Raw genomic sequence first — 19,991 nt, forward strand, 5'->3', positions numbered from 1 at the left:
CCATCCGCGCCGGTCTACCCGGTGCTTCTGAGAGGCAACTTTCCCAGCCTAACCGGCCTCTCTCACAGAGTCAAGTCTGCTCGATTGTCCTGGTCCTTGCGGGCCATCAGGCGCTCCTCGTACTACCTCGTGTCCCGGTCCTCGCCCAGCCTCTCGGCTTGGCGTCTCGGCTCCGGGTCGGTGTCCGTGTCGCTCTGACGTTGAATAAGTTACGCGGCGGGGAACGCGGCGTCAAATCCGCACTACACGGATGTAATTCCGCAGGTCAGAAGCTTGCGATCGGGCCGAAAACGGGCTTGGGCCACACGAATGTGACCCAAGACACCAAGATCAACTTGTGGCGGCCCGCCGGACGCCCGCGATATTGCGCTTGCCTCGGCGCACCACCAGCCAGCGTCCGTGCAGGTAGTCGCCCTCGCCGGGGGTCCATTCGAGGTCGGAGATCTTCTGGTTGTTGACCGAAGCGCCGCCCTCGTTGACCGCGCGACGGGCCGCGCCACGGCTTTCCGACAGGCCGGTGGCGACCAGCAGGTCGACGATCGTGTCCGGCTGACCGGGCGCTACCTCGGCCACCGCCCCGTCGATCGCGGCTTCTTGGAGCGCGGAGGCGAGCGTCGCCTCGTCCAGCTCGCGCAGTTCACCGCGACCGAACAGGGCTTGGCTCGCCAGCTGGACGGCGCGGGTGTGCTCCTCGCCGTGCACCAGGTCGGTCATCTCGGCGGCCAGCCTGCGCTGCGCTTCCCGCGCGTGCGGACGTTCCTCGGTCGCCTGCTCCAGCTCGGCCAGTTCCTCACGACTGAGGAAGGTGAACCAGCGCAGGTACCGGATGACGTCGGCGTCGGCGGTGTTGACGAAGTACTGGTACCAGGCGTACGGGCTGGTCATCTCCGGATCCAGCCAGAGGCTGCCGCCGCCGGTGGACTTGCCGAACTTCTTGCCGTCGGCTGAGGTCACCAGCGGCACGGTGAGCGCGTGCACCGACTCGCCGTCCACCCTGCGGTTCAGTTCGACGCCCGCGATGATGTTGCCCCACTGATCCGAGCCGCCGACCTGCAACCGGCACCCGTGGGTGCGCCGCAGCTGCAAGTAGTCGTTGGCCTGCAGCAGCATGTAGCTGAACTCGGTGTACGAGATGCCCTCGCCGTCGAGGCGGCGCTTGATGGTGTCGCGGGCCAGCATGACGTTGACCGAGAAGTGCTTGCCGATGTCGCGCAGGAAGTCGACGGCGGTGAGTTGTCCGGTCCAGTCCATGTTGTTGGCGATGACCGCGCCGGTGGGCGAGTCGTCCAGGTCGACGAACCGCTCCAGCTGCGACCGGATCCGCTGCGCCCAGTCGGCCACCGTGTCGGTCGAGTTCATGGCGCGTTCGCCGACGTCGCGCGGATCGCCGATCAGGCCGGTCGCGCCGCCGGCCAGGACGATAGGCCGGTGACCGGCACGCTGGAAACGCTTCAGTGCCAGCAGGGGGACCAGGTGTCCGGCGTGCAGGCTGGCCGCGGTGGGGTCGAAACCGGCATACAGCGTCAGCGGCCCGTCGGCCAGCGCCGCGCGCAGGGCGTCGAGGTCGGTGGACTGCGCGATCAGTCCGCGCCAGGTCAGTTCGTCGATGATGTCGCCGCTCACGCCGTCCCATCTTTCCGCACCGCTGTCCTGCGCCGATGCGCAGGTACCGGGGGCGATTCTCCGTGAGGCGCACCCGCCGGGCCAGGAAATTTCCGCGGCGCGGGTCCCGTACCGCCTGCCGGATCGGAATCGCGGTAACTCGTTCGCCCCGCTTCCCACAAGCCCCGTTACCCGACCGAGGGTGGGCAGGATCCGGTCCGACGCAACCTGGTCGACTCCCATGCCCTCAGTACGAGGCCGCCGGAACACCGCGCCCGCGCATGCGAACAGGCTCGCTTCGTCGAGTCGCCGAGACATCGACTAGTCGAGCCGACATGCGCTGCCTGCGGCGAGCCCGCGGACGTGCTGAGCGGGCGAGAACCGCCACCGCCTCGCGCTCGGTCGTCCAGGGAACCGCACACATGACAGCCCGGCGACCGCCAGGACGTGCCTGCCGATCGCCGGGCCGGTGTCGAATCATTCAGCGCGACAAGCCGTCCCGGAGCGCGACGAGGCCGTCGCGGAGCTCCCAGGCGAGCCAGGCGAACACCGCGGCCAGCACCAGCGGGAAGACGGAGTAGGAGGGGGCGTCGAGGACGAAGGCCTGGGTGGCCGCCGCGAAGACCATGGTGATCGACAGTCCGGCCGCGGCGGCGCCCGCCAGCCGCCTGATCAGCAGGCCGATGCCGCCCGCCACCTCGACCAGGCCGGTGAAGTACATGAACCAGTCACCGAAGCCGACGGCGTCGAAGATCCGAACGGCGTCCTCCTGGCCGACGAACTTCGGGATTCCCGAGGCGATGACGAAGAAGAGGCCGAGCAGGATTTGCACAGTCCACAGGATGCGATTGCGGATCGCGCCGGGACGGGTGGCGGTGGTCGGGGCGGTGATGGCGGTCATGTCCGTCTCCTTCGGTCGTCACGCCGGATGCGGCGTGTTCTCCCGATAAGACGGCGGACGCGCGCCTAATTCATCGCACCGCCGCGACTGTTTCGCCGAACGCGCCCACCCGCGCCGGGGGCGGCTGCGAGCGGCGCGCGCGGACTCCGCCGGTACGTCGAGACCGCGGCCGAGGACGGCAACCAGAACCGCCACGGCCGGTCGGCGGCCGTGCTCACGCCGACCCGCGGGCCGCTGGCGATCTGGGCGGGATCGATGGCACCGTTCAGCTCCAGCCGGATCGGCGAGGACGGATCGAAGAGCGGGGTGCCGTAGTCGTCCAGGGTGATGCCGAGGACGGTCCCCAAATTCCCCGGGCCCCTGCCGAGGTCGGCGTCGGAGCGCGCCGCAGGCCGACGCCCACGCGCGACTGCGAGTCCGTCGATGACCTCACCGGCCCGTACCAGCACCGCGCTCGCCGTGCCGTCGGGCCCGCTGGTCACATTGATGCAGGTATGCATGCCGTAGCTGAGGTACACGTAGAGGAAACCGGCGGGACCGAACATCACAGCGTTGCGCGCGGTCCGTCCGCGTCCGGAATGCGAAGCCGGGTCCGGCCACGGCCCTGCCGGGTCGCCGCCGTACGCCTCGACCTCGACGATCCGGACGGCCACCGGCCCTGACCGCAGCGTCGCGCCGAGCAGGCGACGGGCGGCGGCGGGCGGTTCGACCACGAGATCACCGACAGACACGCGGCCATTCTCCCCGGCCGCGCCGACAATCGCTCGGCCGCGCCCGCCGATCGCACTCGGCCTGTGGTCGGACCTACCGTTGACGTGCAATCAAACCGACCCGGGCGCCCGTCAGTGTGGCGCTGAGGGTCCCGTCGACCTAGCACCGAGGCGACCGTCGGCTCGACCTTCGGAGTCACCGACCGTCCACGCCCCGCAGCGGCGACGATCAGCCCAGTACCGAGGCGACCGTCGGCCCAACGCTTCGGCATCACCGACCGTCCACGCCGCGCCGCGGCGACCATCAACCCTGCCCCGGAGCGACCGTGGATCCAACGCTCAGGCACAACCGACCGCCGCGTCCCAGCGACCATCAACCCAGCAGCGACTCAGCCGCGGACAGGCCTTTCAACTTCCCCGGATTCACCTGGAAGCGCAGGTTCTCGATGCGGCCGTCGACCAGGTCGTAGGTGAACGCCGCGACCGGGATCTCGCCGAGCCGGGCGAGCGTGCCGAGCTCGCCGTTGATGTGGGCGTGCTCGAGCACGATGCCCGCCGTTTCGGGCTTGGCCAGCACGCCGAGAATCCAGCGGGCGACGTGATCGGGCCCGTGCAGCGGTCGCCGGGCCGCGGTGACTACGCCGCCGCCGTCGGACCAGCACGTCACCTCGGGGGCGAGCAGGTCCATCAACGCGTTCAGGTCGCCGCCGGCGCAGGCCGCCATGAACCGCTCGGTGACCCGGGCGCGTTCGGCGGTGTCGGTGTCGAAGCGCGGGCGGCGGGACCGCACGTGGTCGCGGGCGCGGTGCGCGATCTGACGGATGGTGGCCTCCGGCCGGTCCAGGGTGTCGGCGATCTCGGCGTGGCTGTAGCCGAACACCTCGCGCAGCAGGAACACCGCGCGCTCGACCGGGGTGAGCGTTTCCAGCACCACCAGCATCGCGGTGGAGACCGTGTCGGCCAGCTCGGCATCCTGCGCGAGATCGGGTGTGGTGAGCAGGGGTTCGGGCAGCCAGGGTCCCACATAGGTCTCGCGGGTGGCCCTGGCCGAAGTGAGCCGGTTCAGTGACAGGTTGGTGACGGTGCGCACCAGGTAGGACTTCGGGTGACGCACCGCGGCCCGATCGGCTTCGTTCCACTTCAGCCAGGCGTCCTGCAGGACGTCCTCCGCGTCGGTGACGGTGCCGAGCATCCGATAGGCGGTGGCGAACAGCAGCCGCCGGTGTTCTACGAACGGATCGGATTCCGGCATCAGTCCATGCTCCTCGATGAGAGACCTGGTCGGCAAACCGGTCAGTCGGCGACGCGGGTGGCGCGGCCACCACGCGAAAGCTGGACCGAAACGGTCATCTTCTTGCTGAGCCGGAAGGCCTTCGGCGGCGTGCTGCTGACGGTCTCCTTGTAGAACGCCGCGGCGCGTCCGGTGAGGTGGAACCGGCCAGGGGTGTCGTCGGCACGGGTGAACTGGATGACCCCGTCGCGACGGCCGAGGCTGACCGGCTGGTGAAAGTAGCCAAACCGGAAGGGGCGAATCTTCTTGCCGCGCAGTTCTTTCGCGATCGCATCGGCAGTGTGGGCGGCCGTGGGCAGACCGCTCTGGCAAGTGCCGTGGATCATGCCCCATGGCTGCCGCACCGCCGCGGCGTCGCCGATGGCGCGAATGGTCGGATGCGACACCGACTTCAACGTCCGGTCGACGACGATCCGCCCGAGCTCGTCGGTCGCGATCCCCGCCCGCGCGGCAAGCGGCGCGACCCGGACGCCGGCGGTCCACAGCGTCAGATCCGCGGGAACCAGTGTGCCGTCGGCCAATTCGACGGCGTCGGGCAGCACCTTGGTGACCGCGTTGCCGACGTGCCGGGTGACGCCGAGCCGGTCCAGCGCGCGGTGCAGATACGCGCGGGCCCGCTCACCCATCATCGCGCCGGGCTCGCCGGTGCTGATCAGTGTGACGCGCAGACCTGGGTGCTGGTCGGCGATCTCGGCTGCCGCCTCGATGCCGGTGAGCCCGCCGCCGCACACAGCGACCGCACCATGCTGTGCGGCGACCTCGGCGAGACGTCCGGCGAACCGGTGCGCGGCGCGCGGATCGTTCAGTGTCCAGGCGTGTTCGGCGACGCCGGGAACCCGCTCGGTCTCGGTGGCGCTGCCGAGGGCGTAGACGAGTTCGTCGTAGGGCAGCACGCGATCGTCGTCGACGGTGACCAGTCGCGCCTCCGGATCGACGGAAGTAGCCCAGCCGCGGACGAATTCGACGCCGGTGCCGGCGAGGATCTCGGGGATTCGGTAGTCGGCCAGCTCCTGCCCTGCGGCGATCTGGTGCATGCGCAGCCGCTCGGTGAACCGCGCGGACGGATTGACCAAAGTGATGCGCACGGGTAGGCGGCGGGTGCGCCGCGCCAGCCGCACGGCGGCCAGCATGCCCGTGTAGCCCGCGCCGAGGATGACGATGCGGTGTTCGGTGTTCATGGCGATTGCTCCGATCGCTGGGTCGCTGGTTGGTGACGACCATGGGACAGACGACCCGCGCCGAACGTGACGGATGAAATCGTGACCTGAGTCACACCGTATCGTCCGGGTCGTCAGGGCGGCCCCGGAGGTCGAAATAGGGGCCGTCCCGGATGTGGTCGACACCGCGAAATCCCTACGGTCGGTGCATGTCTTCGACTTCCCGTCCGCGCCGGTTGCGGCGGCTTCTCCTCCTTCTCGTCGCGCTGATCGCGGTGCTGCTCGTCGCGGTGAGCGGCTGCGTCGGGTGGGTTTACGTCGACGCGGCGGTCTCCACCGTCGGCCGGACGGAGTTTCGCAACGAGCTGGCCGTGCCGCCGCTGGCCGAGTCCCGCGTCGAACCCGACGGGACGCGCCTGTTCGAACTCGACATGCGCACCGGTAGCAAAGAGTTCCGGCCCGGGCAGGTGACGCCGACCTGGGGTTTCAATGGCGACTACCTCGGGCCGACACTGCGCGCACGGCGCGGCGAACAGGTCAGGGTCCGCGTCCGCAACGGTCTGCCCGAGCCGTCGACGGTGCACTGGCACGGCATGCATCTCCCGGCGGCCATGGACGGCGGCCCGCACCAGATGGTCGAGGCGGGCGCGACGTGGACGCCCGAATGGAAGGTGGATCAGCCCGCCGCGACGCTCTGGTATCACCCGCATCCGCACGGCGAGACGGAGGAGCACGTACGCCGCGGGCTGGCCGGGATGTTCCTCCTCGACGACGACCTGTCCGAAACCCTCTCGCTACCAAGGAATTACGGCGTCGATGATCTTCCGGTGATCGTGCAGGACGTGACCTTTCGCGGCGCCGCCCTTGACGGCGCCCACAGCATGTTCCGCGATGTCGGTTTCCTCGGCGAGCAGACGATGGTCAACGGCACGCTGACGCCGTACCGCGAGGTGGGCGATGAACTGATCCGGCTGCGGCTGCTCAACGCCTCCACCGCGCGCGTCTACACATTCGGCTTCGACGACGCTCGTGACTTCGCGCTCGTCGGCACGGACGGCGGCCTGCTCGACCGTCCGGCCACGCTGCGCCAGCTGCCGCTCTCGCCCGGCGAGCGCGCGGAGATCGTGGTGCGGATGCGTCCGGGTGATCGAACCGTGTTGCGCAGCAACAAGTTGTCCGCCGGTCTCGACTTCTGGACCCAGCGCTTCAGCGGGGGCGACGACACCTTCGACATCCTGCAACTGCGTGCGGCCACGACCCTTCGCCCCTCCCCCGGGCTGCCCGCCGCCCTCGCGCCCGCGTCGACTCCGGACGGCGCAGGCTCGGTGACGGAGCGGCGCTTCGAGCTCGACCTGAGCGGCATCAATGGAACGCCGATGGCGATGGACCGCATCGATTTCGCCGTCACCCGCGGCGCCACGGAGACCTGGATCGTGCACAACCGCGACGGCATGCCGCACAACTTCCACATCCACGACGTGCAATTCCGGATTCTCGCGGTCGGCGAGAGCGCACCGCGGCCGCACCTGTCCGGCCCGAAGGACACGGTCTTCCTCGCACCGGACGACACAGTGCGCCTCGCGGTGCGCTTCGACGGACCCGCCGATCCGGATACGCCGTACATGTATCACTGTCACCTGCTCTGGCACGAGGACCTCGGCATGATGGGCCAGTTCGTCGTGGTCGAGCCCGGCGGAGCGGCCGGGCGGCCGACACACGGCCACGGGCATTGACACGCCATCTCTTGCCCTGAGAGGTAGTCGGCGGTAAATTCATCACGTAGTGAATTCAACACTCGATGAATTGAGGCCGTCCATGTCTCAGCCCTCGCCGTCCGCCGCGATCGAGGTCCGGAATCTGACCGTCCGGCGTGGCAAACGCGGAGTCCTGCACGATATTTCGCTGACCATCCCGCGCGGCTCGATCACCGGGCTGCTCGGGCCGTCCGGCTGCGGCAAGACCACTCTGATGCGCAGCATCGTCGGCACCCAGATCGTGGCGTCGGGCGAGATCACCGCGCTCGGCCTGCCCGCGGGCGCGGCCGAGCTGCGCGGGCGCATCGGCTACGTCACCCAGTCGCCGAGCATCTACCCCGATATCAGCGTGCGCGACAACGTCGCCTACTACGCCGCGCTGTACGGCCGCGACCGGGACGACACCGACATCGCCATCGCCGCGGTCGGCCTGCTCGAACACGCGGGCCAGCGCGGCGACGAACTCTCCGGCGGTCAGCAGACCAGGGCATCGCTGGCCTGTGCGCTTGTCGCTCAGCCGGACCTGCTCGTCCTCGACGAACCGACCGTCGGGCTCGACCCGGTGCTGCGGGTCGACCTGTGGAAGCAGTTCCACGAATTGGCCGCCAACGGAACGACGCTGCTCGTCTCCAGCCACGTCATGGACGAGGCCGAGCACTGCGACCGGCTGCTGCTCATGCGCGAGGGCAATGTGCTCGCCCAGCTGAGCCCCGACGAGCTGCGCGAACAGACCGGCGAGCAGAACCTCGAGAAGGCCTTCCTCACCCTCATCACGATGGGACAAGCGGCATGACCACCACCGCCACACACCCGAGCGCGCGCCGATGGACGCTGCGCCCCTACGCCGCGACCACCACCCGCATCCTGCGCCAGCTGCGCAACGACCACCGCACCGTCGCGATGATCCTGGTGGTGCCCGCGCTGCTCATGACGCTGCTGTACTTCATCTACGCCGAGACGCCGACCGCGCCGCACCAACCGCTGACCTTGTTCGACCGGGTTGGCATCAGCATGCTCGGCATCCTGCCGTTCATCGTGATGTTCCTGATCACCGCGATCGCCATGCAGCGCGAACGCACCTCGGGGACCCTGGAACGACTGCTGACCACGCCGCTGTCCAAACTGGACCTGCTCGGCGGCTACGGCACCGCGTTCTCGCTGGCCGCCGCCGCGCAGGCGACCGTCGCCTGTCTGGTGTCGTTCGGGCTGCTCGACCTCGAGGCCGCGGGCGATCCGGCATGGGTGGTGCTGATCGCGGTCGTCGACGCCATCTGCGGCGTCGCGCTCGGCCTGCTGGCAAGCGCCTTCGCGCGCACCGAGTTCCAGGCGGTGCAGTTCATGCCGGTGGTCGTCGCGCCGCAGATCTTCCTGTGCGGCTTGCTCGTTCCGCGCGACCAGCTGCCCGGCTGGCTGCAACCGATCAGCGATCTGATGCCGCTGAGCTACGCGGTCGATGCGCTGCAACAGGTATCGATCCATCCGGAGGCGACGGCGCAGATGTGGCGCGATATCGCCATCGTCGCCGCCTTCGCCGTCGTCTCGCTGGTGCTCGGCGCGGCGACCCTACGGCGGCGGACCGCATGAGCACCGGCGAACGCGCGAAAAACGGTGTCGCCGAACGGCAAGGGCGCGCGGGACGGCGACCCGGCAAATCCGGCGCGCGGGAGGCGATCCTCGCCGCCGCCCGCGCCCGATTCGCCGAGGCGGGTTTCGACAAGACCTCGATCCGTGCCGTCGCGGCCGACGCGGGCGTCGATCCGGCGCTGGTGCACCACTATTTCGGCAACAAACAGCAGTTGTTCGCGGCGGTGGTCGAGCTTCCGGTCGATCCGGACGTGACCCTGAGCATTCTGGACAACGCACCGCTCGACCGACTGGGCGCGACGATGCTCGCCGCGGTGGTCGGGGTGTGGGACTCCCCTGCCGGGCCCGGCATCGTCGCGGTGGTGCGCAGCATGCTCACCGGCGGCGATCCGGCCCTGGCCAGGACATTCGTGCTGGAGGTCGTGCTCGAGCGGGTCCGTCAACGCATCGCCACCCCGGAGGACGACGGCCGCGCCAGGGTCGCGCTGGCCGCCTCGCAGATGATGGGCGTGCTGGTGGCCCGCAAGATCATCGGCGTCGAACCGATGGCGTCGATGCCGATCCAGGAACTCGTCGCCGCCGTCGGGCCGACCTTGCAGCGTTATCTGACCGGTGACATCGGGACGGCCGCAAGCGAATCCGGGACGAACGCCGGAACGATCCCCGCGGCGCACTGACCTGTCGCCCGCACTCGCGCGGTGTGCGTTCAGGCGCCGCGCCGTGCTCTCAGGCGGTGAACGCCTCGTGCTCGGCGTCGGTGACGTCACGCGCCTCGTCGATCAGCAGTACGGGAATGCCGTTCTCGATCGGGTACGCGCGGCGCAGTCGCGGGTTGTAGAGCAGCGGGGCGCCCGCGGCGTCGCGGACCAGCAGCAGCGGGCCTTTGTCCTGCGGGCAGGCGAGCAGGCTCAGCAGCGTGGCATCCAACGCGGTTTCCTCCGGCATGATCGAGAACCTACCCGACCGTGCCGTCGCCCTCGACGACCGGGCGACGGCGGAACGAGATGTGCCGGTGCCCGAAGAAGCTCGCCACCGCGACCAGGCCCATCACGACCACCGCCGACGGCTCCGCGGGCAGGTGCAGCACCGTGACGGCCAGGTAGAGCAGCGCCGTGTTCAGCGCGAGACCGCCCGAGTTCACCGCGACGAAGCCGGCGAAATCGCGCAGCACGTGGCCGCGCACCCGGAACACCAGGGTGCGATGCAGCACGAACGCGACGGTGATGCCGAGCGCGTAGGCCAGCGGCACCGCGGCCAGCGGCGCCCAGCCCGCGTCGGGCAGCACGGTCAGCCAGGCCACCGTCAGCGCCATGCCGAAAAGCGTGTTGAACGCGCCGATCAGCGCGAAGGCGACCTCTTGCCTGCGCACCAGCCGCAGCAGCAGTCCCGACGCGGGCGGTTCGGTCACCTCGGCCGCGCCGTTCGCACGCTGGTCCGTGCTCACGCTCCCACCTCGCCGCGCGCGCTCACGAGACCACGTTCGCCAGCTCGCGCTCCGGCTCGCCCGCGGGTCGCTCCTGGATGCCTGCGTCGTCGTCGCGCCGCCGGGACCGCACGTACATCCACTGCAACAGACCGAGACCGGCGAGCCCGGCCGCCATGGCCGCGATGCCGATCTTCCAGCCCGGCGGACGCCAGGTCAGCACCAGTTCGGCGTTCTGGGTGCCCGCGGGGACGTCGACGGCGACGAACGACTTGGCGACGGTGGTGATCGGAATCTGCTTGCCGTTCAAGGTCACCCGGTACCCCGGCCAGCCGAGGCGGGCGAAGACGACGCGGCCGCCCTGCTCGGAGCTCACCCGCACGCGGCTGGTGGTGTCGGTCTCCGAGATCGAGGTGGCGGTGACGTTCTTCGCGTCCGAGACCCGGCCGTTCACCGTGGAGACAGGCCCGTCGACCCGCTCCAGCACCGCGATGTAGCGCTCGTGGCCCGGGTAGTCCACCCACTTCCAGCCTTCGGGCGCGGCCTGCCCGCGCGCGTCGGGGAACAGCGCGCGCTGCAACACCACCCGATCGAGCTTCATCAGGTCGACCAGCGGGCGTCCGGTGCTCTGCTCCGGCGCGAACATCCTGCGGTAGGCGTCCGGGCAGACGCTGCTGTCCCAGCGCATGCACAGCAGCTCGCCGAAGTAGAAGTGGCCGGTGGGCGTGTACCCGTTGACGTACTTCAGTTCCAGCGTCCTGGCGTAGTTGCCGAAGACCAGCGAACCGTAGGCGGCGTCGATGTCCCGGTCGGCGGGCTGGAGCAGGCCGCGCTCGCCGAGCTGGAGGGTGATGCCGGTGAAGTCGGGGAACTTCGCCATCGCTTCCGCGCGGTCGGCGGGCAGGTTCCACGGCATCGGCGTCGGCTGCGCGGCGCTCACCTGGAAGTAGGCGATCGGGAACATGGCGACGATGGTCAGCGCGGCCGCTGCGGCGACGCCGCGCTCCCGCGCGAGCCACACCACCCCGGCGCCCACCGCCGCGATGCCGATCGCCGCGACCACGTGCCAGATCGCGTGGTGCGGGTCGGCCGAGAAGGACCGCACCCACAGCGCCAGGATCAGGACACCGGCCGCGATCCCCCGGTTTTTCCAGTTCTGGAACGTGCCGTAGCGGCCGAGCAGCACGCACACCAGCACCAGCAGGCCGATGGCCAGCATCGGTAGCACCCGCACCGGCCAGCGCAGCGGACCGATCGAACCGGGCCCGGCGGTCCACATCAGCATGATGACGGCGAACAGCGCGACCGCGCTGAGCTCGCGCCACGACTCGCGCGCCCGCTTCCAGTCGACGAACGCCAGCGCGGGAATCAGGAACCAGGCGATGTAGGTCAGCGGCATCGGCTGCACGTAGCCCCACCACGAGGTGAAGGCGGGCAGCGAACTCGGCAGGCTGGCGTTGAGCGACTCCGACCACGGCACGGTGAGGAACTGATCGTTGTTGATCTGCGCCGTGCCGCGCCAGGTCACCTTGGCCGAGAGCATGCTGGGCAGGAAGGTCAGCAGACCGGCGAGGCCCGCGCACATCGAGACGACCGTCAACCGCGCGACCGGCTGCCACTTGCGTTGGTACACAAGCTCCCCGACCGCCACGGCGAGCAGCATCAGCGCGGCCTCGACGGCCGGGAAGATGTACTGGGTGGAGATCGTCAGGTACAGGAAGACGAAGACCGGAATCGGGCCGCCCGCGACGATGCCGCGACGCGCGCCGGGCGCGTCGGGTCCGCGGGTGTAATGCACCGCCGACGCCCACGCGTGCACCATCCAGGCGGTGCCGGTGAGCGCGGTCATCCAGCTGGCCTGATCGAAGAACAGGAAGAAGCCCGAGAGCGGGAACGCCACGCCCGCCACCGCCGACCACGCCGGGCGCGCGCCGTACACGAGGCAGATCCGGTAGACGCCCGTCGCGGCGATGATGGAGAAGATCAGCTTGACGACGGTCGCGTACAGCGCGACGTTGTCCACCGAGGGCGCGATCAGATCGATCAGCAGCTGCGGCGGATTGAACAGGCCCGCGTCGTCCATGGTGTTGTTGCCCGACATCCATTGCTCGGGCACCATCACCGGGAACTTGCCGTCGCGCAGGGCCCTGCCGAGGTCGACCCACAGCGCGGTGTACTGCGATTCGGTGTCATCGGTGAAGTAGTGCCGGACGTTGGCGAGCAGCACCGCCACGTACCCCGCGATCACCCCGATCACGGTGATAGCGCCCCACCGGTATACGTCCCGTCGCGCGTGCGGCCGCGAGTCGAGTACTGCACTGTCGGTCACGAGTTCCAAACCCTACAGCCACCCGCAGCGCTTGGCATCGGCCGCCGAGGTGTCGATGATGGTCCGATGAGCGAGCGGAGCGAGCGAATCATGTGCCAGCGTGCTTCGCGCATGCCGAAGCCGAGCGTCAGCGAGGCGCAGGCATGAGCGAACGGAGCAGCACCGTAAGGCCCGATACGCGTCGTGCTAGAGTTCACGGCGGCTCGGGCTCCGCTGTCCAGCGGGCAGTACCGGCACGCACCGTCATCGAAAGTTGATCCAGCTGATGCCGATTTCCTCCGCTCGCCCGCTCCGTTCCCACGCCGTCGCGAACGGACGTCCCGGCGTCGACCGGCCGCACGGCATTTCCGTTGTGGTGCCGGTGTATCGAGGCGAGAACACCATCGGCGCATTGGCCGCCGAACTGCACGCGCTCACTGCGGGCTCCGAGACGCCCGGCGGCACCGCGTTCAGGGTCGAGGAGATCATCCTGGTGCACGACAACGGGCCCGATCGCTCGGATGTCGTCCTCCAAGAACTGGAACAGACCTACCCCGCGGTGCGCACCGTCTGGTTGAGCCGCAATTTCGGTCAGGACGCCGCCACCATCGCCGGAATGTCGGCCGCGCGCGGCGACTGGATCGTCACCATGGACGAGGACGGTCAACACGACCCCCGCTTCATCGGCGCGTTCCTCGACGCGGCGCTCACCAAGCGCGCCGACCTGGTCTACTCCAAGCCGACCAACACCCGCCCGCACGGTTTCCTGCGCAACCTGACCTCGCGCGGAGCCAAGATCGTGCTCGCGACCCTGTTCGCCTTTCCCGACTCGACCCGTTTCGAGAGCTACCGGCTGATCCGCGGCGACATCGGCCGCCAGCTCGCCGAGGTAGCCTCCAACGGCGTGTACCTCGACGTGGCGCTCACCTGGGTGGTCGGCACGGTGGCGCAGGAGCCGGTCGTGCTGCGCGCCGAGGGTCGCGAGGAATCCGGCTACAACTACCGCAGGCTGTTCTCGCTGTTCTGGAAGATGGTGCTGTGCAGCGGGACCCGCGGCCTGCGCCTGGTCAGCATGCTCGGCGTGACGCTGGCGCTGGCGGGCGTGGTGATGGCCGCGATCGTCGTATACGAGGCGCTCACCATGGACGGCTGGGCGCCGGAGGGCTGGGCCTCCACCATCGTGGTGCTGCTGCTGTGTTCCGGGGCGATCCTGTTCTCGCTGGGCCTGATCGCGGAGTACCTCGGGGTCGCCCTGCACATCCTGGTGGGCAAGCCGCTGTATCTCACCGTCGACTCACCGACGCCGCGCCCGGCGCAGACGCCCGCGGAGGGTGTGACCGCGCGGGCCTCCGAGGCGAGGGAACTGACCACGACCACGAGCAGGGGGACCGACCGGGTTGAACACTGACCGCGTCATCTTCAGCCGTCCGTTCCGGGCGAGCCGGGAACTGGCCAACCTCGAGGCCGTGCTGGCCTCCGACCACAGCCATGGCGACGGGCAATTCACCGCGTCGGCCACCGCGAAGCTGAAGACCATCACCGGGGCGCCGCACGCGCTGCTGACCACCTCGTGCACCTCAGCGCTGGAGATGGCGGGCTTGCTGCTCGAGCTCGGCCCCGAAGACGAGGTGATCGTGCCGAGCTTCGCCTTCACCTCGACGGCCACGTCGATGGCGTTGCGCGGCGCGACCTGCGTCTTCGCCGACATCGACCCGGCCACCGGCAATTTGGACCCGGAATCGGTGGCCACGGCGGTCACCGAGCGCACCAAGGCCGTCGTGGTCATCCACTACGGCGGCGTGGCCGCGGACATGGACCGGCTGCTCGCGCTCGCCGCTCAGCACGGTTTCGCCGTCGTCGAGGACAACGCGCACGGGCTCGGCGGCAGCTATCGCGGACGCCCGCTCGGCACCATCGGCACGCTGGGCACGCTCAGCTTCCACGACACCAAGAACGTGCACTGTGGTGAGGGCGGCGCGCTGCTGCTCACCGACGAGATCCTGATGGCCCGCGCGGAGATCATCCGGGAGAAGGGCACCGACCGGGCCCGCTTCCTGCGCGGCGCGGTGGACAAGTACTCCTGGCAGGACATCGGTTCCAGCTACCTGCCCAGCGAGCTCAACGCGGCGGTGCTCGACGCGCAACTCGACGAGTTCGACGCGATCCAGTCCGGCAGGCACCGGGTCTGGGACGCCTACGCCGCAGGGCTGGCCGACTGGGCGGCGCGCAACGACGTCCGGCTCATGACGGTGCCCGACGATCGCGCGCACACCGCGCACCTCTACTACCTGCGCACGCCTACCGAACAGCGTCGCGACGACCTGATCGGCCATCTCGCAGGCCTCGGCATCTCGGCCCCGTTCCACTACGTGCCGCTCGACTCCAGTCCCGCGGGCCTGAAGCTCGGCCGCACGCCGCAGGCCTGCGTGCGCAGCGCCGAGTTCTCCGGAACCGTTGTGCGTCTTCCGCTCTGGCCGGATCTGCGCGACGACCAGGTGGCCAGGGTGATCGAGGCGGTCACCGCCTTCACCGTCTGACCCCGACGCGACACGGGCCGGGCGTCATCCGCGCCCGGTCACGATGGCGGGCGTTCAGGCGGACAGCACGTACAGCTTCTCGCGACCGCCCGCGATCAGCGCTCGCTGCGCGACCTGCGACTCGTAGCGGCGGAAGAATTGGTCGAGGGTGGCCTCGGTGAAGCGGTGCGCCTGGCGACCGTCTCCCGCGTTGGTGAAGCGACGGCCGACGGTCGCGAGCACCCGGTTGCGGCTGGTCGCCAGGTTGCGGATCGGTTCGGCGACGATGACCGACTTGCGCGCCGCCGCGAGCATCCGGTCCAGCACGGGAGCGGGCTCGGGCAGGAAGTGATAGAGGCTGGCCTGCATCACCACGTAGTCCGCCTCCGGTAGCGGCGTGTCCGAGCGCATATTCCAGACCAGTCCGCGCCCGCCCGCGCGGGAGACATCGGCTACGAAACGCTCGTTCAGGTCCAGCCCGGTGTAGGCGACCGACTTGCCGCGCAGATAGCGGGTGTACAGCGTCGCCGGACCGCAGCACACGTCGACCACCTCGGCCCCGTCGGGCACCAGCCCGGCGATCGCGCCGTACCTGGCCGCGTAGTGGCGGCCGTACAGCCCGCGCATCAGCAGCTCGTACACTGCGCGGTTGCGATAGATGAGGCTCTGACTCACCAAGTACCCCTGAACGGTTGTCGGACGTCGGGTGCGGCCTCCGGCGCCGCGTGGGCTGACCCCCGGACAAACTATGCCAGCCGACGCCCGTGCGCGAATTCTCCAGGTGCGCGCGCCGGGGCCGATTCGACGGATCCACAACACGTTCCGGTTCAGTCGCCGAACAGGTCGCCTGCCTCGGCCTCGGTGAGCACCTCGTAGTTCTCGGTCTCCCGGTCGTACCGCCAGGTGAGCGGCCCCGGCTGCGGTCGTCCGGCCGCTTGCACAGCGCGGGTGGACGGGCGGTAGCTGGCGCTGCGCGGGATCTCGTCGACCACATACACCAGGTCAGGACGCTGATCGGGATCGAGGGCCCGCACCGCCTCGGTGACGTCCTTCGGCTCCAGGGTGAAGCCATTGCGCACCGACACCGCCGCCGCCGCGAGGCAATGAGCGCCGACCGGCAGACCGTAGGCGACCTCCATGTCGACCGCGGTGATGTCGTTGAGCACGTCCACGATCGGCTGGCCGAACACCGGGCCGCGCGCCGTGCGGATCACCGTGTCCTTGCGGTCGACCAGCCAGAAGTCGCCGTCGCTGTCGCGGCGGAACAAATTCTCGGTCGGCATCCACGAGTCTCCCGCGCCGAACACGCCACGCAGGCCGCCCGCGGAGATGTCGAGGCCCTCCGAGGCCTTGCCGATCAGCAGGCCGACCTCGTTGTCCGCGCAGCGGCGGGCGAAACCGGACTCGTCGAGCAGGATGCGATTACCGATCGGGTCGTAGGCCACCAGTTCGACTTTGGCGGTGCCGGGGACCGGGCGGCCCTTGCAGCCCGCCTTGGCGCCGGTCACGTTGGCCAGCACCACGTCGCCCTCGATGGAGGCGTAGAATTCGAGCACCCGGGCGGGCTCGAACTGTTCTGTGGTGCGCCGCCACAACCCGGCGGGCATGCCGGAGCCGATGAACAGCCGGATCGGATGCCGATGCCCGGCCGGGAACACGCCCGCGTCGAGGATGTCGCGCAGCATCGTCCAGGTGTAGGTCACCACCGTGACGCCGTAGCGGTGCACCTCCTCGGCGAACTGGGCCGGGTCGAGCGATCTCGCCAGCGCGATGCGGCTGCCGCCCGCGATGGCGCCGCCGAGGCTGACCAGCAAACCCGACGAGTGGTGCAGCGGCGCAAGGCAATACACGGTGTCCTTGCGGTCGAGGTCGGCGCTGGTCGCGGTGCCGAAGGCGGACAGCGCCCAGCGGTGGTTGGTGATGTACTTGGTCTCCAGCCGATCGCCGGTGCCGGTCACCAGCACGAAGGCGAGCTCGCGGGCCAGCCCGGGATCCGGGCGGTACCAGGCGGGCATCCGCACCTGGGTGGGATCGATCTGCTCGAGGTCGATCACGTTGTCGCTGACCGGGATGTCCAGTCCGCGGGCGTCGCCGCCACCGAGCACGAGCACCCGCGCGCCGGTCGCCGCCGCGCCGCGGAGGTTCTCCGGATCGGTGATCACCGTCTCGGCGCCGGTCAGTTCCATGGCCTTGCCCAGCTCGCTGCCCGGCGCGAGCAGCACGGCCACCGCGCCGAGACGCGACAGCGCCGCCACCGTCACCAGGGCGCTCGGACGGGTCTCCATCACCACGCCGACCCTGGTCGCGGGCCGGATGCCGACCGAGATCAGGCCGCGCACCACGTTGTCGATGCGGACGTGCACCGCGGCGTTGGTGTGCACGCGATCGTCGAAGAGGAAGCACTCGCGCAGCGGCGCCCGCTTGGCCTGCTCGGCGAGCAGCTTGCCCAGCGAGATGCGGGTGTTGGACTGGATCATGCCCAGCCGGGTCAGCCTCGGCAGCGCCCGCGCCGCTTCGCCCGCGAGCTCGATCGAACCGCGCACGGTGTTCTCCGCGATGCCTTCCAGCGCCTTGCCCATTCCCGCGCCCGCCTCGGCCAGCGTCCCCGCGGTGTGCACCACCCTGGTGGCCGCCGAGCGCGGCCGGTTGCTCGGCACGTGCTCGGTCATCCGGAAGATCTCCGCGGGCAGCGGCCTGCCGCCGTCCATCCACTCCACCCACTGCCGCACCAGCGGCCAGGTGTGTTTGGTGGCCATGCTGCCCGCCACCAGACCGAAGTGGCCGGCGACCAGGCTGGCCTCGAACACTTCCGCGTTCGGCGCCGCGCGCACGATGCCGCGCACCGCCGCGGGCTGGCCGATGTCGTCCACCTCGCCGAGGAAGGCGAGGATGGGGCACTTCAGCTCGGCCAGCGAGATCGGCTGATCGCGGATCACGAAGCCGCCGAGCATCATCCGGTTGTGCGCCACGAACTGCTTGAGCAGATCGGCGGCCGCGGGGCCCGCGTAGGCGACCCAGCCGTCGCTGTTCAGGAAGCGGCGCTGACGCTCCTTGGGCAGCAACGCCTCGCGGTCGTGCAGCTGGCGCAGGAAATCGATCCTGGACTTCGCGGTCTTGACCGGGTCGAGCATCTGGAAGCCGAGACGCACCATGGAGTCGGTGATGGGCAGCCGGGTGACCACGTGGTCGGCCAGGAAGTCGGCCACATCCGAGACCAGACCGTACGGCAGGCCGAACGGCATGCCCGCGACGATGTCGACCGGGCTGCCGAAGGTCACGATGCTCGCCACGCCCTTGCCGTAGCGGTAGGCGGTGGTCTGGTAGGCGAACATGCCGCCCTGTGAGTAGCCCATCAGGTGCACGTCGGCGCCGGTCGCCTCGCACACCGTGTCGATGGCGCTGCTCACCGCGAGGACATGGTCGGCGAGATCGCGCTCCCAGCCGCCCTCCTCGACCGCCGGGGAACCGAAATCGACCACCCAGCAATCGATTCCGCCGCGATGCAGGATGCCGACCGCACCGCCTTCCGCGTTCACGTCCCAGATGTCGGCGTTGACCATGAGCGGCGGCACCAGCACCGCGACGGGACGGCCCGGCGTCGCGTCGTCGGGGAAGTAATGCCGCAGGCGGTACATCCTGCGACGCTCGACCACCTCGAAGGGCGACGACTCGACATCATGGGTGAGACCGCCGAAGCGGATCACCTCCAGGCCGTTCTGCGCGGTCGCCACCAACCGCTGCACCGAACCCACCAATTCCTTACCGAAGTTCACCATCGCTCCTGGCCCTACCCTGCAATGTGCCACACGACCTCCGCGCGCCGGCTCGGCGCGAAGAGACACCCTTCCGGCCCCCGAGAAGCATGCCGTCTATGCGTATAGACGAGCTTCCCACATCGGGCGTCCCCCATGTGCCCGCTGTGACAGGTTCCATGGCAGGTGAGCGCGGTCATCGGCCCATGACGTTGACATACATGCTCTCGAACGGGTCTGGACTGATACTGAGATCACCGCGGAACGGATAGTCCATGGCGGCGATCAGGAAGATCATCGCGCCGAGGAAGAAGGCGAACAGTCCGCCCAGTAGCAGGTGCGCGTCGCGGTTCAGGCTGAACATGCACAGCAGCACCACGTTGATCGCGCCGCCGACCAGGATGACCCACCACAGCACGTCGGGCAGCCCGCCCGCAGTGGCGTTGATCCGGTGCCTGCGATCGGAGTCGAAGCGCGCGAACTGTTCGATGGTGGCGGCGTGCACGATCTCCTGCGCGGTGGTCTTCGGCTCGAAGGCGAGCAGGTTCACCTGGAACCGGGTCACCAGCGCCGTGCCGCCCATCGGCTCACGACCCTCGCGCAGCGCGGGCCAGGCCTCGGTGAGCACATTGTCGGCGTAGTCGACCAGATCCTTCTGGAGCAGGCTGCGCTGCGGTTCGGGATAGGCGCTCACCTCGCGGTACAGCGTGCCGAGCGAGGCGGCCTCGTCGGCGACCAGGCTCTGCGCCGTGTCATAGGACTCGTATGTGGCGGCCGCGATCAGGCCCAGTAGCAGTCCATAGAAGACGCCGCCGACAGTGAGCACCATCGTGACGGTGTCGTTCTTGCCCGGCTCGGGCCTGAAGACCCGGAATACACAACTTCGCGACAGCAGGATGCCCGCGGCCGTCAACAGCACTGCGCTGCCGGTGATGATGAGGAAGTCCAGCCAGATAGGCAACCCGTAGACCCAGGTGAACATGGGACACCAAG

17 protein-coding genes are annotated in these 19,991 nt (G+C 69.4%); 6 read left to right on the forward strand and 11 right to left on the reverse strand.

Annotated features, from left to right (window positions below; translation table 11 throughout):
- Positions 1 to 330 precede the first annotated feature (330 nt).
- From tyrS to NX1_RS27195, 5 genes are all read right to left on the reverse strand, one after another.
- Positions 331 to 1,623, reverse strand: coding sequence for a tyrosine--tRNA ligase (gene tyrS, locus NX1_RS27175; protein ID WP_068065153.1), 1,293 nt, complete (start codon positions 1,621 to 1,623; stop codon positions 331 to 333).
- A gap of 460 nt (positions 1,624 to 2,083) precedes the next feature.
- Positions 2,084 to 2,503, reverse strand: coding sequence for a DoxX family protein (locus NX1_RS27180; protein WP_068065156.1), 420 nt, complete (start codon positions 2,501 to 2,503; stop codon positions 2,084 to 2,086).
- A gap of 65 nt (positions 2,504 to 2,568) precedes the next feature.
- Entirely contained in the window at positions 2,569 to 3,234 is a 666-nt protein-coding gene (locus NX1_RS27185; RefSeq protein ID WP_068065160.1) for a DNA-3-methyladenine glycosylase, read from the reverse strand.
- Positions 3,235 to 3,586: 352 nt separating this feature from the next.
- Positions 3,587 to 4,465: an RNA polymerase sigma-70 factor gene (locus NX1_RS27190; protein WP_068065163.1), complete on the reverse strand. Its 879-nt coding sequence runs from the start codon at positions 4,463 to 4,465 to the stop codon at positions 3,587 to 3,589.
- A 41-nt stretch (positions 4,466 to 4,506) separates the two neighbouring features.
- The gene (locus NX1_RS27195; RefSeq protein ID WP_068065164.1) at positions 4,507 to 5,682 is read right to left on the reverse strand and encodes an NAD(P)/FAD-dependent oxidoreductase; all 1,176 of its coding nucleotides are present in this window, start codon (positions 5,680 to 5,682) and stop codon (positions 4,507 to 4,509) included.
- Positions 5,683 to 5,870: 188 nt separating this feature from the next.
- On the opposite strand from NX1_RS27195, the gene NX1_RS27200 reads away from it, so the two are divergent.
- The 4 genes from NX1_RS27200 (at position 5,871) to NX1_RS27215 (ending at position 9,676) form a co-directional block, all read left to right on the forward strand.
- A complete protein-coding gene (locus tag NX1_RS27200; RefSeq protein ID WP_174555532.1) occupies positions 5,871 to 7,394 on the forward strand; it encodes a multicopper oxidase family protein in 1,524 nt (507 codons plus the stop codon).
- An 82-nt stretch (positions 7,395 to 7,476) separates the two neighbouring features.
- Positions 7,477 to 8,208, forward strand: a complete 732-nt coding sequence (locus NX1_RS27205; RefSeq protein ID WP_068065166.1) for an ABC transporter ATP-binding protein — start codon at positions 7,477 to 7,479, stop codon at positions 8,206 to 8,208.
- Positions 8,205 to 8,999 carry an ABC transporter permease gene (locus NX1_RS27210; RefSeq protein WP_068065168.1) on the forward strand — a complete coding sequence of 265 codons (795 nt, stop codon included), beginning with the start codon at positions 8,205 to 8,207 and terminating at the stop codon, positions 8,997 to 8,999. The genes NX1_RS27205 and NX1_RS27210 overlap by 4 nt, the downstream gene beginning before the upstream one ends.
- The gene (locus tag NX1_RS27215) at positions 8,996 to 9,676 is read left to right on the forward strand and encodes a TetR/AcrR family transcriptional regulator (protein WP_068065171.1); all 681 of its coding nucleotides are present in this window, start codon (positions 8,996 to 8,998) and stop codon (positions 9,674 to 9,676) included. Before NX1_RS27210 ends, NX1_RS27215 begins: the two co-directional genes overlap by 4 nt.
- Before the next feature lie 49 nt (positions 9,677 to 9,725).
- Here NX1_RS27215 and NX1_RS27220 read toward each other — a convergent pair whose 3' ends face one another.
- The 3 genes from NX1_RS27220 to NX1_RS27230 are packed head-to-tail and all read right to left on the reverse strand — an operon-like array spanning position 9,726 to position 12,751.
- Entirely contained in the window at positions 9,726 to 9,944 is a 219-nt protein-coding gene (locus NX1_RS27220; RefSeq protein ID WP_068065174.1) for a Trm112 family protein, read from the reverse strand.
- Positions 9,945 to 9,954: 10 nt separating this feature from the next.
- Positions 9,955 to 10,443: a GtrA family protein gene (locus tag NX1_RS27225; protein ID WP_245668699.1), complete on the reverse strand. Its 489-nt coding sequence runs from the start codon at positions 10,441 to 10,443 to the stop codon at positions 9,955 to 9,957.
- A 22-nt stretch (positions 10,444 to 10,465) separates the two neighbouring features.
- Complete coding sequence (locus NX1_RS27230) at positions 10,466 to 12,751, reverse strand: hypothetical protein (RefSeq protein ID WP_169812297.1); 2,286 nt, start codon at positions 12,749 to 12,751, stop codon at positions 10,466 to 10,468.
- A 265-nt stretch (positions 12,752 to 13,016) separates the two neighbouring features.
- On the opposite strand from NX1_RS27230, the gene NX1_RS27235 reads away from it, so the two are divergent.
- Positions 13,017 to 14,138 carry a glycosyltransferase family 2 protein gene (locus tag NX1_RS27235; RefSeq protein ID WP_068065317.1) on the forward strand — a complete coding sequence of 374 codons (1,122 nt, stop codon included), beginning with the start codon at positions 13,017 to 13,019 and terminating at the stop codon, positions 14,136 to 14,138.
- A complete protein-coding gene (gene rffA / locus NX1_RS27240) occupies positions 14,128 to 15,267 on the forward strand; it encodes a dTDP-4-amino-4,6-dideoxygalactose transaminase (RefSeq protein WP_068065176.1) in 1,140 nt (379 codons plus the stop codon). The genes NX1_RS27235 and rffA overlap by 11 nt, the downstream gene beginning before the upstream one ends.
- 54 nt (positions 15,268 to 15,321) lie before the next feature.
- On the opposite strand, the gene NX1_RS27245 is transcribed toward rffA, so the two are convergent.
- The 3 genes from NX1_RS27245 to NX1_RS27255 form a co-directional block, all read right to left on the reverse strand.
- Entirely contained in the window at positions 15,322 to 15,921 is a 600-nt protein-coding gene (locus tag NX1_RS27245) for a class I SAM-dependent methyltransferase (RefSeq protein WP_157120107.1), read from the reverse strand.
- A gap of 152 nt (positions 15,922 to 16,073) precedes the next feature.
- The gene (locus NX1_RS27250; protein ID WP_068065179.1) at positions 16,074 to 19,022 is read right to left on the reverse strand and encodes an acyl-CoA synthetase; all 2,949 of its coding nucleotides are present in this window, start codon (positions 19,020 to 19,022) and stop codon (positions 16,074 to 16,076) included.
- 172 nt (positions 19,023 to 19,194) lie between these two features.
- Entirely contained in the window at positions 19,195 to 19,980 is a 786-nt protein-coding gene (locus NX1_RS27255; protein WP_068065182.1) for a bestrophin-like domain, read from the reverse strand.
- Between the last annotated feature and the right edge of the window lie 11 nt (positions 19,981 to 19,991).

Source organism: Nocardia xishanensis NBRC 101358 (genome assembly GCF_001613365.1).
GTDB classification, from domain to species: Bacteria; Actinomycetota; Actinomycetes; order Mycobacteriales; family Mycobacteriaceae; genus Nocardia; species Nocardia xishanensis.

Excerpts from the sequence above, each read along its gene's own strand:
- NX1_RS27180 (WP_068065156.1), bottom strand. The coding sequence starts at position 2,503 with ATGACCGCCATCACCGCCCCGACCACCGCCACCCGTCCCGGCGCGATC.
- NX1_RS27190 (WP_068065163.1), bottom strand. The coding sequence starts at position 4,465 with ATGCCGGAATCCGATCCGTTCGTAGAACACCGGCGGCTGCTGTTCGCC.
- NX1_RS27195 (WP_068065164.1), bottom strand. The coding sequence starts at position 5,682 with ATGAACACCGAACACCGCATCGTCATCCTCGGCGCGGGCTACACGGGC.
- NX1_RS27200 (WP_174555532.1), top strand. The coding sequence starts at position 5,871 with ATGTCTTCGACTTCCCGTCCGCGCCGGTTGCGGCGGCTTCTCCTCCTT.
- NX1_RS27205 (WP_068065166.1), top strand. The coding sequence starts at position 7,477 with ATGTCTCAGCCCTCGCCGTCCGCCGCGATCGAGGTCCGGAATCTGACC.
- NX1_RS27210 (WP_068065168.1), top strand. The coding sequence starts at position 8,205 with ATGACCACCACCGCCACACACCCGAGCGCGCGCCGATGGACGCTGCGC.
- NX1_RS27215 (WP_068065171.1), top strand. The coding sequence starts at position 8,996 with ATGAGCACCGGCGAACGCGCGAAAAACGGTGTCGCCGAACGGCAAGGG.
- NX1_RS27220 (WP_068065174.1), bottom strand. The coding sequence starts at position 9,944 with ATGCCGGAGGAAACCGCGTTGGATGCCACGCTGCTGAGCCTGCTCGCC.
- NX1_RS27235 (WP_068065317.1), top strand. The coding sequence starts at position 13,017 with ATGCCGATTTCCTCCGCTCGCCCGCTCCGTTCCCACGCCGTCGCGAAC.
- NX1_RS27250 (WP_068065179.1), bottom strand. The coding sequence starts at position 19,022 with ATGGTGAACTTCGGTAAGGAATTGGTGGGTTCGGTGCAGCGGTTGGTG.
- NX1_RS27255 (WP_068065182.1), bottom strand. The coding sequence starts at position 19,980 with ATGTTCACCTGGGTCTACGGGTTGCCTATCTGGCTGGACTTCCTCATC.